The sequence below is a fragment of the Nocardioides pocheonensis genome, assembly GCF_003725535.1.
In the GTDB taxonomy this organism is placed as follows: domain Bacteria; phylum Actinomycetota; class Actinomycetes; order Propionibacteriales; family Nocardioidaceae; genus Marmoricola; species Marmoricola pocheonensis.
Genome location: NZ_RJSF01000019.1, coordinates 169,046 through 183,856 on the forward strand (window position 1 = coordinate 169,046; position 14,811 = coordinate 183,856).

A 14,811-nucleotide genomic window follows, 5' to 3' on the forward strand; every position below is an offset into this window, starting at 1 on the left:
CGTGGCGATCACCGCTGCCGACGTCAAGAAGCTCCGCGACCTGACCGCCGCGGGCATGATGGACGCGAAGAAGGCGCTCGAGGAGGCTGACGGCGACTTCGACAAGGCCGTCGAGATCCTGCGCGTCAAGGGTCAGGCGAAGGCCGAGAAGCGCGCCGGTGAGCGCGAGGCCACCGCGGGTCTCGTGGCGGCCTCCGGCGGGGCGCTGGTCGAGCTGAAGAGCGAGACCGACTTCGTCGCGAAGAACGAAGACTTCGTCGCCACCGCCCAGAAGATCGCCGACGCCGCCGCGGCCGCCAAGGCCGGCGACGTCGAGTCCCTCAAGGCGGTCGAGCTGGACGGCAAGACCGTCGGCGAGGTCGTCGAGAGCCTCGCGATCACCATCGGGGAGAAGATCGAGCTCGGTGAGGTCGCCTACTTCGACGGTCCGTCGGTCGTCTACCTGCACAAGCGTGCCGCCGACCTGCCGCCGGCCGTCGGCGTCATGGTCGAGTACGACGGCGACGCGGACGCCGCCCGCGCGGCCGCCATGCAGGTCGCCGCGATGAGGCCGCAGTACCTCACCCGCGACGAGGTGCCCGCCGACGTGGTCGCCGCGGAGAAGGACGTCCTGGAGAAGAAGACGCTCGAGGAGGGCAAGCCCGAGGCTGCGGTCGCCAAGATCGTGGAGGGCCGCCTCGGTGGGTTCTTCAAGGAGATCGTCCTGCTCGAGCAGGAGTCGGTCACCGAGTCGAAGAAGACCGTCAAGCAGGTCCTCGACGAGGCCGGCACGACCGTCAAGCGCTTCGCGCGGTTCGAGGTCGGCGCCTGAGCGACCGAGCGATCGGTTAGTTTTCGACACGACGTACACGAGGAGGCCGGTCCGATGAGCGAGACTTCGATCATCGGACCGGCCTTCGTCGTTCCAGTGACCCCGACCCGCGCGCGAGCAGGAGAGAAGCGATGACCTACCAGCGAGTCCTCCTGAAGCTCTCGGGCGAGGTCTTCGGCGGCGGCAAGGTCGGGGTGGACCCCGACGTCGTGGCCGCGATCGCCCGCGAGATCGCCTCGGTGGTGCGCGCCGGCGTCCAGGTCGCCGTGGTCACCGGCGGGGGCAACTTCTTCCGCGGTGCCGAGCTGCAGCAGCGCGGGATGGACCGCGCTCGAGCGGACTACATGGGCATGCTGGGCATCGTGATGAACTGCCTGGCCCTGCAGGACTTCCTGGAGAAGGAAGGCATCGAGACCCGGGTCCAGACCGCGATCACGATGGGTCAGGTCGCCGAGCCGTACATCCCGCGACGCGCGATCCGGCACCTCGAGAAGGGGCGCGTCGTGATCTTCGGGGCCGGCGCCGGCATGCCGTACTTCTCCACCGACACGGTGGCGGCCCAGCGCGCCCTCGAGACCAAGTGCGAGGTCGTGCTGATGGCCAAGAGCGGGGTCGACGGCGTCTACAGCGCCGATCCGCACCGCGACCCGACCGCGATCAAGTACGACGAGCTGACCTTCCAGGACGCCCTCGCGGAGGGTCTGAAGGTGGCCGACGCGACGGCGTTCGCGCTGTGCATGGAGAACGACCTGCCCATGATCGTGTTCGGGATGGAGCCTGAAGGCAACATCCTCCGGGTGGTGCAGGGTGAGAAGATCGGCACGCTGGTGAGCAGCGGACACAAGGAGACCCAGTGATCAACGAGACGCTCAACGAGGCCGACCAGAAGATGGACAAGGCGGTCGGTGTGGCGCGCGAGGAGTTCGCCGCGATCCGGGCCGGCCGGGTCAACCCGAGCATGTTCGCCAAGCTCACCGCGGACTACTACGGCACCCCGACGCCGATCCAGCAGCTCGCGTCGTTCACCTCCCCGGAGGCGCGGACGATCCTGGTCGCGCCGTTCGACATGAACGCGATGTCGGCGATCGAGAAGGCGATCCGCGACTCCGACCTCGGCGTGAACCCCACCGACGACGGCAGGGTGATCCGCTGCACGTTCCCGGAGCTCACCGAGGAGCGGCGCAAGGAGTACATCAAGGTCGCGCGCACGAAGGCCGAGGACGGCCGGGTCGCCGTCCGCAACATCCGGCGCAACGCCAAGCAGGAGCTCGAGCGGCTCGAGAAGGACGGTGAGGTCGGCAAGGACGACGTCGCCGGCGCCGAGAAGCGGCTGGACTCGCTGACCAAGAAGCACACCGACCAGATCGACGAGATGCTCAAGCACAAGGAAGCCGAGCTGCTCGAGGTCTGAGGCCATGACGAGCACCGGCGCGGCCCCGCCCGCACCCGAGAAGGACTACGGCCGCGCAGGGCGCAACCTGCCCGCCGCGGTCGGCTCCGCCGTCGTCCTGCTGGTGGCGATCGCCGGATCGCTGTTCTTCTTCAAGGCCGCGTTCATGCTGATCGTGGCGGCGGCCGTCGTGGTCGCCGTCTGGGAGCTGCACCGCGGGCTGGCGGGCAAGGGCGTCGACATCCCCGAGCAGCCGCTGATGGCCGGCGGCGTGGTGATGGTCGTGGTCGCGTACTTCTGGGGCGCTCCCGCCCTGGTCACCGCCACGGCGGTCACCGCGCTGGTGGTCATGCTCTGGCTGCTGAGGCGGGGCGTCGACGGGTTCGTCCGCAACGCCAGTGCCGCCGTGTTCACGCTCGTCTACGTGCCGTTCCTCGGGTCGTTCGTGGCGCTGATGCTGGCCGAGGGCGGCGACCAGCTCGAGGCCAACCACTTCGACGACGGGGTGCGCGGCATCATCACGTTCATCCTGGTGACCATTGCCAGCGACATCGGCGGCTACATCGCCGGGGTCCTGTTCGGCCGGCACCCGATGGCGCCGGTGATCTCGCCGAAGAAGTCGTGGGAGGGCTTCGCAGGGTCCGCGGTCTTCTGCGTCGGTGCCGGCATCGCGCTGGTGGTCTGGCTGCTGGACGGGCACTGGTGGGTGGGCGTCGCGCTCGGCCTGATCGCGGTCGTGATGGCCACGCTCGGCGACCTGGTCGAGTCGGTGATGAAGCGTGACCTCGGGATCAAGGACATGAGCCAGATCATCCCCGGGCACGGCGGCCTGATGGACCGGATCGACTCGCTGCTCGCGACCATCGCGCCGGTCTGGCTGCTGCTGCACTACCTGGTGTTCAGCAAGTCCTGACCGCTCACGTCCGGCTCGGTCGCAGCCGCAGCAGCGGCGTACCCGAGGTCAACCGGATCTCCACGCGGTCGATGTGCTCGGGCTGCACCGGCACCGAGCCGGAGACCGACGCGGTCTTGCCCGGCCCGACCACCCAGGTGCCGATCTCGTACGACGTGCCGCGGTCGTCCACCGCGACCAGGGTGTAGGGCCGCGACCACTCGGACTTGTCGGAGTACCGGCACTTCATCGTGATCTCGGTGCCCCAGCCGTGGCGCACGAGCGCGGCGGTCGCGGTCACCGGGCTCGGCACGACCGCCTGCATCGCCACGCCGGCGGCCGGTGACTGCGGCTGTGCGCGGTCCACGATCGTGGCCGTGCCGGCGACGGCGAGCGCGACGGCGGCCGCGGCGAGACCGCTCACCAGGAGCCGGCGCCGGCGTCCGGAGCGGCGTACCTCCCGCAGCAGGCGCGGCACCAGCGTGTCCGGCACCGGTGCCGTGTCGGTCAGGTCGGCGGGCGAGACCCGCGAGAGCAGGCCGGGCAGGCCGGCGAGCTCGGTGACGGTCTGGCGGCAGTCCTCACAGCCGGCCAGGTGCTGCTCGAAGGTCGCCCGCTCGCCCGCGGGGAGCGCGCCGAGCACGTAGGCCGCCGCGGACTCGCACGGAACGCTCATCGCGTGACCCCTCTCTCCTCGAGCGCCAGCCTCAGGGCGCGCATGCCGTAGTGCAGTCTCGACTTCACCGTCCCGGGAGGGACGCCGAGCCGGTCGGCCGCCTCGGCGACCGTCCGACCGCCGTAGTAGCACTCGACGATGGCGGCGCGGTGGTCGGCGCTCAGCGACCGGAGCGCGTCGACGACCAGCCACTGCTGGAGCAGCTCGTCGGTGCGGTCCGGGGCCACCACCTCGAGGTCGACGGGGTCGGTGCTGTCCTCCGGTCGCACCGACCTGGCCCGCCACGCGTCGATCGCCACGTTGCGCGCCACCGTGAACAGCCACGCCCGGACGCCGTCCGGCTCGCGCCCGAGGACGCTCGGGTGCCGCCATGCGCGCAGCAGCGTCTCCTGGGCGATGTCCTCCGCGCGGGCGGCGTCGCCACGGGTGAGGCGCAGGCAGAAGCTCCACAGCGCGTCCGCATGGTGCTCGCACGCGGTGCGCATGAGCTGTTCGTCCAGGTCGGGCGTGCGGACCACCTCCACATCTGACACCACGCACGTCGGCACGGGAAGGTTCAAGCGGACCTGTCGTCGACGAATTGGGCCCGTGCCCGTCCCGGTGGGAGAATCGGCCGGTCATGTCCCATGCCGAGAGCACCCAGCCGATCAAGACCCTCCCCCTCGTCTTCGAGGAGCCCAAGGGCCGGGGCAAGCCACCGCGCCACCTGGCGGACCTCACGCCCGCCGAGCGCAAGGCCCGCCTGGAGGAGCTCGGCCTGCCCGGGTTCCGCGCGCGACAGCTCTCGACCCACTACTTCTCCCGGCTGGTCGACGACCCCGCCGAGATGACGGACCTCCCGGCGAGCCAGCGCGACGAGCTGGTCGAGGGGCTGCTGCCCGACCTGATGACCCCGTTGCGCACGCTCGAGGCCGACCGGGGCACGACCCGCAAGACGCTGTGGAAGCTGTTCGACGGCGCGCTGGTCGAGTCGGTGCTGATGCGCTACCCGAGCCGGACCACGATGTGCGTCTCGAGCCAGGCCGGTTGCGGCATGGCCTGCCCCTTCTGCGCCACCGGCCAGGGCGGCCTCCAGCGGAACATGTCGACCGCGGAGATCGTCGAGCAGGTGGTCGCCGGGGCTCGTTCGCTGGCGCGTGGGGAGGTCCCCGGCGGTCCGGGCAGGGTCTCGAACGTGGTGTTCATGGGCATGGGCGAGCCGATGGCCAACTACAACGCGGTGATCGGGGCGGTCCGCAGGCTCACCGACAAGGCGCCCGACGGGCTGGGCATGTCCGCCCGCGGCATCACGGTCAGCACGGTCGGGCTCGTGCCGCGGATGAAGCAGCTGGCCGACGAGGGCATCCCCGTGACGCTGGCGCTCAGCCTGCACGCGCCCGACGACGAGCTGCGCAACGAGCTGGTGCCGATCAACACCCGCTTCTCGGTGGCCGAGACCGTCGAGGCGGCCTGGGACTACGCGCGCCGGACGAAGCGCCGGGTGTCGATCGAGTACGCCATGATGCGCGGCATCAACGACCAGGCGTGGCGCGCCGACCTCCTCGGCGACGTGCTGAACTCTTACGGCCCCCAGGATCAGACACGGTGGGGTTGGGTGCACGTCAACCTGATCCCGCTCAACCCCACGCCGGGATCGAAGTGGACCGCCTCCGACCCGCGCGACGAGAAGGAGTTCGTACGCCGGCTCGAGGCCAAGGGCGTGCCGACCACGGTCCGCGACACCCGGGGCCGCGAGATCGACGGTGCCTGCGGCCAGCTGGCCGCGGCCGACTCCTGAGGGCCGCCTACGCGCGGGCTCCGGCCGGTACGGCCGCTGCGCAGAGCCGCCCGCGCAGCTCAGGAGGCGTCGCCAGCAGCAGCTCGGTGTTGTGGGCCGCGGCCGGACCGCTGAGCGAGGCCAGGTCGGACTGCGGGTCGTTCGCGGCGAGCTCGCGCGACAGCGCCGCCAGGCTGACCGTGGAGGACAGGTCACCGTTGTAGTCGGCCGGACCCGCGTGGTCGAAGATCGTCGTGAAGATCGACAGCGTGTCGTCGGCGTTGTCGACGACCTCGATCAGGCGCGCCTGCTGCGGGAAGTCGATGTGCGAGGCCGTGTTGATCTCCCAGAAGCCACCGCTGCCGTCCGCCCGCACGTGCGGGGTGATCTGGTTGCGGTGGGTGTGCCCGTTGACCCAGGCGATGACCCGGGGCTGGGAGAGCAGGTAGGCGGTGACCGCCGGCCCCCGCACCCGGGGCGTCGCGTCGAGACCGGTGAGCACCAGCGGGTTGCCCATCGTGTCGGAGGTGTGGTGGCTGAAGACGATCACGGCCTTGCCGGCCGCGGCTTCGATGGTGCTCTGCAACCAGGCGAACTGCGGCTGGTCCAGGGAGCCGTCGGCGTACCCGTTCGGGTTCACCGAGTCCATCACCACGAACCGGAACGTGCCCTGGTCGAAGAAGTAGTACGCCGTCCCGTCGGCGCGGTTCGCCGCGGTGAAGCCGTGGCCGACCGGCGTGCCGGTCGTGTCGAAGTGCTCGGCGACGATCTCTGCGCGGCTGACCACGCGCCGGGCTGGATCGGCGGGCACGATCCGGGCCAGCGGCGAGAGCAGCAGGTTGTCCAGGATGCTGTCGAGGTTCTGCTCGGTCACGGCGTTCAGCACGTCGGACTGGCTGAGTCCGGCGGGGCTGCTCATCACCTTGAGGTTGCCGGTCGCGAGGACACCGAGCTGGGTCGACTTCGCAGGGAAGTTGCCCTGCATGAGGCCGTCGTGGTTGCCGAAGCAGGTGTACCAGGGGATGTCGAGGCCCTCGGCGTCGAACGGCCGCCGCGCGGCGTCGAGCAGGCCGGTGATCCTCGGGAACCCGTGCTGGTCGCGGTAGACGTCGTCCTTCTTGCCCAGCGGCGTCCCACCCGGGTGCCAGTAGTGCGTGTCGTAGTACAGCGCGTTGTTGTCCATCACGCCGTCGTAGCGGGAGTAGCTGCCGCTGTCCGGCCTCACCCCGGCCTTCCCGTCGAGGATGTCGATGTTCCAGCGGACCTCGTTGTGCTGGCAGTTGTCGGAGTTGTCGCCGGTCTCGATCATGAACGCGAGCGGGAGCTCGGTGACCGGACCCTTCCGGATCGCGTTGACCGCGCGCACCATGGCGTCGAGCACCTGGGCGGTGAGCAGCTCCTGGGGCCGGTACGACGCCGACAGCAGCCCGGGAGTCAGCCCGAGGTCGTTCGGGTCCTCGAAGCGGTCCATCCACTCGACGCGCGCGGGCGACTGGCAGTCGACCACGTGCACGTCGCTGAACTGCGCGAACGCCAGCAGCGGGGTGCGGCAGTCCTCGCGGCCGGCAGCGGCCTCGATGCCGAGGTCGGTGCGCACCACCCGCGGCTCCCCGGCCAGGCGGACCACCTTCGCGTAGCCCTTCGCGTTCGGCGCACCGCGACCGTACGTGCCGGCGAGGGTGGTGCCGGACGCGCCCGACGTCGTGCCGGCGACGGCGGACTCGGCGAGAGAGGCGAACAGCGGTGGGACGGCGGCGAGACCGGTGACCACTGCGGCAGAGCGCAGCAGCCCGCGTCGGGACAGCTCCATGCCTGCCCAACGACGGGGTGTGTGCACGGTCACGTCGCGGTCTGGACCACGGACGCGGTGCGTCGGTGGACACCTGCCGGGCCGGACGCGAGGATGGCCGAGGAGCGGTCCGTCCGGGACGCCCACCTCGAGGAGGACCAGACCGATGGCCGATGCGCCCCCGCCGGAGCGGCTCGCCCGGCTCAACCGCCTCGAGGCGCTGAGCGACGACGACCTGCAGACCGTCGTGCGGGCCGGGCGTCACGTCCACCTGCCCGCGGACTGGTCGCTGATCTGGGAGAAGACCCCGGCCGACAAGGCCTACCTGATCGTCGACGGCGAGGTCTCGGTCCGCAAGGGAGGCGTGGAGGTGACGCGGCTCGGCCCCGGCGACGTCATCGGCGAGATGGCGATCGTCAACCACCGCCTGCGGTCGGCGAGCGTGGTGAGCCTGACCCCGCTCGAGGTCATCCACTTCACCAAGGAGTCGCTGGAGCAGCTGCTCGACGAGGTCCCGGCGTTCGGTGAAGCGTTGCGCGGTACGACGGCCGACCGCCTCGGGCCCGCCTGAGGCCATGCCCGCCGCACGCGGCGACTCGCCGCTCGACCCGCAGCAGGTCGTCGACCTGCTCGAGGAGCACCTGCTCGGCAGCCACCCCACCCTGACCGGACCGCAGATCGCCGAGGAGATCGGGATCAGCATGGACCTCGCCCGCCAGCGCTGGCGCTCGCTGGGGTTCACCGCGGTCGACGACGACGCGGTGGTCTTCACGGAGGCCGATCTCGAGGCCATGCGGCTCACCCAGCGGCTGCGCGAGATCGGGATGATCACCGACGACGACGAGGCCGCGCTGATCCGGACCCTCGGCCGCAGCTTCGCCCGGCTGGCGGAGTGGCAGCTGGCCCTGCTCGGGCGCGAGATCGACCCGACGACCCTCACGGGTGATGAGCTCGACGCCGTGATCGGCGAGGTGACCCCGCTGATCGAGCAGGTGCAGAACTACGTCTGGCGGCGACACGTGCTCAACGCCGCGTCCCGGCTGCTGCTCGCCCCCCAGGGGGACGAGGGCGCGGTGAGCACCGCGATCGGCTTCGCGGACATCGTCGACTACACCCGGCAGACGCGGGCGCTGACGCAGGAGGAGCTCGGGCGCCTGGTCGACGTCTTCGAGGCGCGGGCGCTGGCGATCGTGACCGGGCACGAGGGCCGGATCATCAAGACCATCGGCGACGAGATCCTCTTCGCCGCCGACCGGCCGGAGGACGCCGCCCGGATCGCGCTGGACCTCGTCGAGGAGCAGGACCGCGACCCGGACTTCCCCCGGTTGCGGGTCGGGCTGGCGTGGGGACCGGTGCTGCACCGGCTCGGCGACGTCTTCGGGCCGACCGTGAACATCGCCGCGCGACTCACGTCGGTCGCCCGCCCGGGCCGGGTGCTGACCGACAAGGAGCTGGCCGAGGCCCTGCGCGACCACCCCGACTTCCGGCTCCGCCGGATGCGCCGCACGTCGGTCAAGGGCTACCGGCGGCTCGAGCCGTGGAAGCTCGGTCGGGCGGCCGACGACGACGACGAGCTACCGCCGGCTGCCGCCTATCTCCAGGAGAAGGGGGAGGACCTCCGCCGCGTCGTCGACGAGATGCAGGCGCGGGCCCAGCGCGCCGCGGCCGCCGAGGACCTCGAGTAGCGGCCACGCCGGCAGCTGCTCGGCCCAGTAGTCCCGCCCGACGAGCACCATCGGCGCGACCAGCTCGGGCCGCGTGTAGTAGTTCGCGCAGGCTGCCTGGAAGATCTCCTGGACCGTGCCGGCCGCACCGGGCAGGAACACCACCCCGGCGCGGCACAGCGCCAGCAGCACGTCCTCGCGCAGGGCGTTGCGGAAGTACTTCGCGACGCGGGTCGCGAACAAGTTGGGCGGCTCGTGCCCGTAGAACCACGTCGGGATCCCGAGCGACTCCGTGCCGCCGGGCCAGCGGGCGAGCACCGCGAACGCTGCTTGCGCCCAGGCGGTGACGTCCGGGGCGAAGTCCGGCACGGCGGCGAGGAGGCCGACCGCCTCGACCAGCTCGGCGTCGGGTGCGTCCGAGAGCCACGTGCCCAGGTTGACCGCCTCCATCGCGCCCGGACCCCCACCGGTCAGCACCGTGAGCCCCGTGTGGTCGGCGAGTGTGCGGCCGAGGCGGGCCGCCGCGAGGTACGCCGGCGCGTCCCGGCGTACGGCGTGGCCGCCCATGACCCCGACGATCCGCCGGCCCGCGGTGAACTCCTCGACGGCGTCGTCGATGGCGTGGTCGTGCAGCGCCATGGCCAGGCTCTTGTCCAGCGTGCGCGGTGTGCGCGACCAGGCGTACGCCGCGGCGTCCAGGGTCGCGGCGTAGCCCCGGTCGAGGCCGGCGTACAGCTCGGCGGGGGTGTAGAGCTCGGCGCGGTACGGGTTGAACGGCACGTCGGGCACGGCGGGGAAGACCAGACCCCCACGCCGGCGCACGTCGAGCTCGCTGCCCGGCCCCGTGCCTGCGACGAACCGGCAACCGAGGAACACCGCGCCCGCCACGTCCAGGCGCGCGAGCGCCTCCGACCGGTCGGCGAGGGCGAGCGACTGCAGGTGGAACCCGCTCAGCGAGCGGATCCCGCGCTCCACGAACCCGTCGAACTCCTCGAGGGATTCGATCTCCGTGGGCCGCACGGGTCGAAGATAGCCTCGCGACGTCACCAGGCGCTGGCCATCAGCTCCCCGAACAGCGCGTGCTCGTCGACCTCGAGGCCGCGCCGCGCGAACCACGTGCACACGTTGTGGCAGTCGCGCTGGAGAAAGTCCGCGCCGAGCGGGTTCGCCACGAGGTCCACGACCTGTGGCAGGTCGATGATGACCAATCGGTCCCCGGCCGCGAGGATGTTGTACGGCGAGAGGTCCCCGTGGGCCAGGCCGTGCCGCGCCAGGGCGACCATCGCCTCGCGCAGCTGCTCGAACCAGTGCTCCAGCAGGTCGCGCCCGGGCCGGGTGCCGGCCAGCCGGGGTGCCGGCTCGCCGTCGACGGTGACCAGCTCCATGAGGATCTCCGTGCCGTCGATCTGCACGGGGTAGGGCACCGGCACCCCGGCCTCGTGGCAGCGCTTGAGCGACTCCCACTCGGCCATCGCCCACTGGCCGGCCGCGACCTCGCGACCGAACGCGCTCTTCCTCGCGAGGGCCCGGGTCACCCGGCTGTCCCGGGTCCGTCGCCCGGCCGTGTAGTCCGTGGTGCGGTGGAAGGTGCGGTGCTCGGCGCCCCGGTACCGCTTGGCGGCGAGCACGCACGAGCGCGGGCCGTCGTGCGCGAGGTCGGCCGGCAGGGCGCGCTCGAGCAGGAAGACCTCGGCCTCCTTGCCGGTCTTCAGGACGCCGAGCTCGGTGTCGATGGCCGCCCGGCTCGTCACGAGCCAGTCCGGCGGGGGCTGAGGACCGCGCATGAGCGGCTCGACGTCCCAGTACGTCGAGAAGCGCTGGCCCTCGCCGACGTCGTCGAGGGCGACGTACTCGAAGGTGAAGGCCGGGTCGGTGGTGTGGTCAGGTACCAGGTCGGGCGAGGCGCCGGGACCGGAGTCGTGCATGGTGGATGCTCCGTGGGAGTGAGAGGTGGACGGCGGGCACGCCGACGACAGTGATGCGCATGTCACGCCTCCTCTGCTCCCGGAGCCTCCTGCGCGAGGCTCGACGCGCCCACGATCCTCGATGCCGTCCCGGCTCGGCAACGGGTTTTCCCGACCGGGGCCTAGGGTGAGCCTGAGGGTCGAGGACCGGACTGGGAGGAGTGCAGATGAGCACCGGTGGCACCGAGCTGGGACCGGAGGAGCGCAAGGTCGTCGAGGCCGTGCCGAAGCAGCTGCTGATCGGTGGTGAGTGGCGCGACGCGACGGGTGGCTCGACGTTCGAGGTCGAGGACCCGGCGACCGGCGGGGTGCTGTGCGAGGTCGCCGACGCCACCCCCGACGACGCCCGCGCCGCGCTCGACGCCGCCGTCGCGGCCCAGGCCTCCTGGGCGGCCACCCCGCCGAACGAGCGCTCGGAGATCCTGCACCGTGCCTTCCTCGCCCTGGGCGAGAGGTCCGACGAGCTGGCCCTGCTGATGACGCTCGAGATGGGCAAGGCGGTGTCCGAGTCCAAGGGCGAGATCGCGTACGCCGCGGAGTTCTTCCGCTGGTTCTCCGGTGAGGCGCTGCGCATCGACGGCTACTACAAGACGGCCGGCAACGGGCAGAGCCGCGTCCTGGTCATGCGCCAGCCGGTCGGGCCCTGCTACTTCATCACGCCGTGGAACTTCCCCAACGCGATGGGCACGCGCAAGATCGGCCCGGCGATCGCCGCCGGCTGCACGATGGTCGTCAAGCCGGCCCACCAGACTCCGCTGTCGATGCTCGCGCTCGCGAAGATCCTCGAGGAGTGCGGGCTGCCGCCGGGTGTCCTGAACGTCGTGACCTCGACCAGCTCGAGCGACGTCTCGGCGCCGATCATCGGAGACCCGCGGCTGCGCAAGCTGAGCTTCACCGGCTCGACCGAGGTCGGCCGCACGCTGATCGCCCAGGCCGCCGACCAGGTGCTGAAGGTCTCCATGGAGCTCGGCGGCAACGCGCCGTTCCTGGTGTTCGAGGATGCCGACCTGGACGCCGCGGTCGACGGCGCGATGCTCGCCAAGATGCGCAACATGGGCGAGGCCTGCACCTCGGCGAACCGCTTCCACGTCCACGAGTCGGTCGCCGAGGAGTTCGGCCGCCGGCTGGCCGAGCGGATGGGCGCGCTCACCGTCGGCCGGGGGACCGAGGACGGCGTCGACGTCGGTCCGCTGATCGACGACAAGCAGCAGGCGAAGGTGGCCGAGCTGGTCGACGACGCGGTCAGCAAGGGCGCGACCTGCGTGACCGGCGGGCGTGTCCCGGACGGTGCGGGCTACTTCTACGAGCCGACCGTGCTCACCGGCGTGCCCTCGGACGCGCGCGTGCTCAGCGAGGAGATCTTCGGCCCGGTGGCGCCGATCGCGACGTTCCGCACCGACGAGGAGGCGATCGAGGCGGCGAACCGCACCGAGTTCGGCCTGGTCTCCTACGTGTTCACCCGCGACGTCCAGCGCGCCCTGCGCGTGTGCGAGGCGCTGGAGACCGGCATGGTCGGGCTGAACCAGGGCATCGTCTCGAACGCCGGGGCTCCGTTCGGCGGGGTCAAGCAGTCCGGCACGGGCCGCGAGGGCGGCAACGAGGGGATCGCGGAGTACCTGGAGACCAAGTACGTCGCGGTGAAGCTCTGAGCCGCGACATGCGAGGAACGAGCAGGTCGCGACGCGAAGAGGTTGAGCGAGCCCGCGGGTGAGCTCGCGAACCCGCGACGGCGGGCCGAAACCTGAGCAGGTACCTGACGAGCAGGTGGCCCTGGTCCACCGCGACGGCCACGTGCTCGGCGGCGCGCCGCGGTCCGTCGTACGCCGGGACAACCTGCTGCACTCCGCCACGGCCGTGCTCGTGCGCGACGGGTCCGGGCACATCTACGTCCACCGCCGCAGCGACTCGAAGGACTGGGCACCCGCTCACTGGGACGCCGCGGCCGGCGGCGTGATCGTCGTGGGGGAGGAGCCCGAGGAGTCGGCGGTGCGCGAGCTCGGCGAGGAGCTCGGGATCACCGGCGTACCGCTGCGCGCGCTCGTCACGCACCTGTACCAGGACGAGGGCACGCGCTGCTTCGAGCACGCCTTCGAAGCCGTCTGGAGCGGTCCGGTCCGGCACCAGCCGGAGGAGGTTGCGGAGGGCCGGTGGATGACGCTCGGCGAGCTGGCCGGGATGCTCGCCGATCCCTCGATCGCCTTCGTTCCGGACACCCGTCAGCTGCTCGGTCGGCTGGCTGACGCGGGCATCGGCGACTACGGCACCCTCGCCTCGCCAGGATGACCCGTCCGCGTCTTGCGGCGTCCCGGAGCCGGTCGTAGCGTCGAACGTCGAGGGGGACCAAGTGAGGTTCCGCATGGAAGCAACAGTCAACAAGCAGGCAGCCATCAACGGGTACCAGGCGTTCGGCGCCATGGACCCCGAAGGTGCCATGAAGGACATCTCCGACTCGATCGAGTGGATCGTCGGCGGAGACAACGCCCTCACCGGCACCTACCGCGGCAAGGACGAGGTCGGCGGGTTCTGGATGAAGCTCCTGGAGAGGGGCTTCCGGACCACGCCGAAGGAGTTCATCGCCGAGGGCGACAAGGTAGCCGTCGTCTGCGACGTCGAGCTCGGAGGAGAGACCGCCGAGTCGGTCAACCTGCTCAGCTACGACAGCGACGGCAAGCTGATCCGGTTCGAGACCTTCGGTGGGGAGGCGATGATCGACCGCGCGTACCCGCGCTGACCCGGCGGCTGGGAGGATGCTCCGGTGACCTCCCCGGATCGTCGTGACGTCGTGGTCCTGGGCTCGACCGGCTCGATCGGGACCCAGGCCCTCGACGTCGTCCGCGCGAACCCCGACCGCTTCCGGGTGGTCGGTCTGACGGCCGGCGGCTCGCAGCCCGACCTGTTCGAGGCCCAGGTGGCGGAGTTCGCGCCTGCCTTCTCCGGGCTGGGGGAGGAGGCGTCGGTCGAGGCAGCCGCGCTGCGCGCGGACGTCGTGCTCAACGGCATCACCGGCGCGGTCGGCCTGCGGCCGACCGTCGCGGCCCTGGAGGCCGGCAACACGCTCGCGCTGGCGAACAAGGAGTCCCTGATCATGGGCGGCTCCGTGGTCACGTCGCGCGCCGCGGAGGGCCAGATCGTGCCCGTCGACAGCGAGCACAGCGCCCTCGCGCAGTGCCTGCGCGGCGGACGGGCCGAGGAGGTCCGCCGACTCGTGCTCACCGCGAGCGGTGGCCCGTTCCGCGGTCGCACCCGGGACGACCTCGCCGACGTGACCCCGGCGGAGGCGCTCGCCCACCCGACCTGGGACATGGGGCCGGTCGTCACGATCAACTCGGCGACCCTGGTCAACAAGGGCCTCGAGGTGATCGAGGCGCACCTGCTCTTCGACATCCCGATGGACCGGATCGAGGTGGTCGTCCACCCCACCTCGGTGGTGCACTCGATGGTGGAGTTCACCGACGGGTCGACGCTGGCGCAGGCGTCGCCGCCGACCATGCTCATCCCCATCGCGCTGGGGATGGCCTGGCCCGATCGAGTGCCCGACACCGCGCCGCCGGTGGACTGGACCCAGCCCCAGGCGTGGGAGTTCTTCCCGCTCGACGACGAGGCCTTCCCCGCCGTACGCCTGGCCCGTGAGGCGGGCGCGCGCGGCGGCACCGCCCCGGCGGTCTACAACGCGGCCAACGAGGTGTGCGTCGCGGCGTTCCGCGACGGCCGGCTCCGCTTCCCGGCGATCGTCGACACGGTCGCCGACGTCCTGACCAGCCACGACGTAGGCTCGACGCCGACAGACCTCTCCCTCGACGACGTGCTGGCGGCCGACGCCTGGGCCCGCGCCGAGGCCCACCGCCTGCTGGAGCCCACCCGATGAGCAC

General features: G+C 71.4%; 16 protein-coding genes. 11 read left to right on the forward strand and 5 right to left on the reverse strand.

Annotated elements, in window-relative coordinates:
* Position 1 precedes the first annotated feature (1 nt).
* From tsf to EFL26_RS06660, 4 genes are all read left to right on the forward strand, one after another.
* Positions 2-811 (forward strand): translation elongation factor Ts, encoded by an 810-nt coding sequence (gene tsf / locus EFL26_RS06645; protein ID WP_123222098.1) that lies wholly within the window; start codon positions 2-4, stop codon positions 809-811.
* Between the two features lie 131 nt (positions 812-942).
* Positions 943-1,668 carry a UMP kinase gene (gene pyrH, locus EFL26_RS06650; protein WP_123222099.1) on the forward strand — a complete coding sequence of 242 codons (726 nt, stop codon included), beginning with the start codon at positions 943-945 and terminating at the stop codon, positions 1,666-1,668.
* A complete protein-coding gene (frr, locus tag EFL26_RS06655) occupies positions 1,668-2,222 on the forward strand; it encodes a ribosome recycling factor (protein WP_221176883.1) in 555 nt (184 codons plus the stop codon). The genes pyrH and frr overlap by 1 nt, the downstream gene beginning before the upstream one ends.
* Before the next feature lie 4 nt (positions 2,223-2,226).
* On the forward strand, positions 2,227-3,114 hold the full coding sequence (locus EFL26_RS06660; protein ID WP_123222101.1) for a phosphatidate cytidylyltransferase: 888 nt from the start codon (positions 2,227-2,229) through the stop codon (positions 3,112-3,114).
* 4 nt (positions 3,115-3,118) lie between these two features.
* Here EFL26_RS06660 and EFL26_RS06665 read toward each other — a convergent pair whose 3' ends face one another.
* Positions 3,119-3,769 carry an anti-sigma factor family protein gene (locus EFL26_RS06665; protein WP_123222102.1) on the reverse strand — a complete coding sequence of 217 codons (651 nt, stop codon included), beginning with the start codon at positions 3,767-3,769 and terminating at the stop codon, positions 3,119-3,121.
* Positions 3,766-4,302, reverse strand: coding sequence for a sigma-70 family RNA polymerase sigma factor (locus EFL26_RS06670; RefSeq protein ID WP_425464102.1), 537 nt, complete (start codon positions 4,300-4,302; stop codon positions 3,766-3,768). The genes EFL26_RS06665 and EFL26_RS06670 overlap by 4 nt, the downstream gene beginning before the upstream one ends.
* A gap of 86 nt (positions 4,303-4,388) precedes the next feature.
* On the opposite strand from EFL26_RS06670, the gene rlmN reads away from it, so the two are divergent.
* Entirely contained in the window at positions 4,389-5,546 is a 1,158-nt protein-coding gene (rlmN, locus tag EFL26_RS06675; RefSeq protein ID WP_123222104.1) for a dual-specificity RNA methyltransferase RlmN, read from the forward strand.
* A 7-nt stretch (positions 5,547-5,553) separates the two neighbouring features.
* Here the strand turns inward: rlmN and EFL26_RS06680 are convergent, their stop codons facing one another.
* Positions 5,554-7,335, reverse strand: coding sequence for a TIGR03767 family metallophosphoesterase (locus EFL26_RS06680; RefSeq protein WP_123222105.1), 1,782 nt, complete (start codon positions 7,333-7,335; stop codon positions 5,554-5,556).
* A 145-nt stretch (positions 7,336-7,480) separates the two neighbouring features.
* Between EFL26_RS06680 and EFL26_RS06685 the strand changes: the two genes are divergently transcribed.
* On the forward strand, positions 7,481-7,885 hold the full coding sequence (locus tag EFL26_RS06685; RefSeq protein WP_123222106.1) for a cyclic nucleotide-binding domain-containing protein: 405 nt from the start codon (positions 7,481-7,483) through the stop codon (positions 7,883-7,885).
* Positions 7,886-7,889: 4 nt separating this feature from the next.
* Positions 7,890-8,999 carry an adenylate/guanylate cyclase domain-containing protein gene (locus EFL26_RS06690; protein ID WP_123222107.1) on the forward strand — a complete coding sequence of 370 codons (1,110 nt, stop codon included), beginning with the start codon at positions 7,890-7,892 and terminating at the stop codon, positions 8,997-8,999.
* Here the strand turns inward: EFL26_RS06690 and EFL26_RS06695 are convergent.
* Together EFL26_RS06695 and EFL26_RS06700 are read right to left on the reverse strand one after the other, a co-directional pair.
* Complete coding sequence (locus tag EFL26_RS06695) at positions 8,889-9,998, reverse strand: LOG family protein (RefSeq protein ID WP_221176860.1); 1,110 nt, start codon at positions 9,996-9,998, stop codon at positions 8,889-8,891. The two genes, EFL26_RS06690 and EFL26_RS06695, sit on opposite strands and share 111 nt — an antisense overlap.
* Positions 9,999-10,021: 23 nt before the next feature.
* Positions 10,022-10,903 carry a serine protein kinase RIO gene (locus EFL26_RS06700; protein WP_123222109.1) on the reverse strand — a complete coding sequence of 294 codons (882 nt, stop codon included), beginning with the start codon at positions 10,901-10,903 and terminating at the stop codon, positions 10,022-10,024.
* 206 nt (positions 10,904-11,109) lie between these two features.
* Here EFL26_RS06700 and EFL26_RS06705 point away from each other — a divergent pair, with 206 nt between their 5' ends.
* From EFL26_RS06705 to dxr, 4 genes are all read left to right on the forward strand, one after another.
* Positions 11,110-12,591 (forward strand): NAD-dependent succinate-semialdehyde dehydrogenase, encoded by a 1,482-nt coding sequence (locus tag EFL26_RS06705; RefSeq protein WP_123222110.1) that lies wholly within the window; start codon positions 11,110-11,112, stop codon positions 12,589-12,591.
* Between the two features lie 58 nt (positions 12,592-12,649).
* Positions 12,650-13,225, forward strand: a complete 576-nt coding sequence (locus EFL26_RS06710) for an NUDIX hydrolase (protein ID WP_123222111.1) — start codon at positions 12,650-12,652, stop codon at positions 13,223-13,225.
* A 73-nt stretch (positions 13,226-13,298) separates the two neighbouring features.
* Positions 13,299-13,673: a nuclear transport factor 2 family protein gene (locus EFL26_RS06715; RefSeq protein WP_123222112.1), complete on the forward strand. Its 375-nt coding sequence runs from the start codon at positions 13,299-13,301 to the stop codon at positions 13,671-13,673.
* Positions 13,674-13,697: 24 nt separating this feature from the next.
* Positions 13,698-14,807 carry a 1-deoxy-D-xylulose-5-phosphate reductoisomerase gene (gene dxr / locus EFL26_RS06720; protein WP_123222113.1) on the forward strand — a complete coding sequence of 370 codons (1,110 nt, stop codon included), beginning with the start codon at positions 13,698-13,700 and terminating at the stop codon, positions 14,805-14,807.
* Positions 14,808-14,811 lie beyond the last annotated feature (4 nt).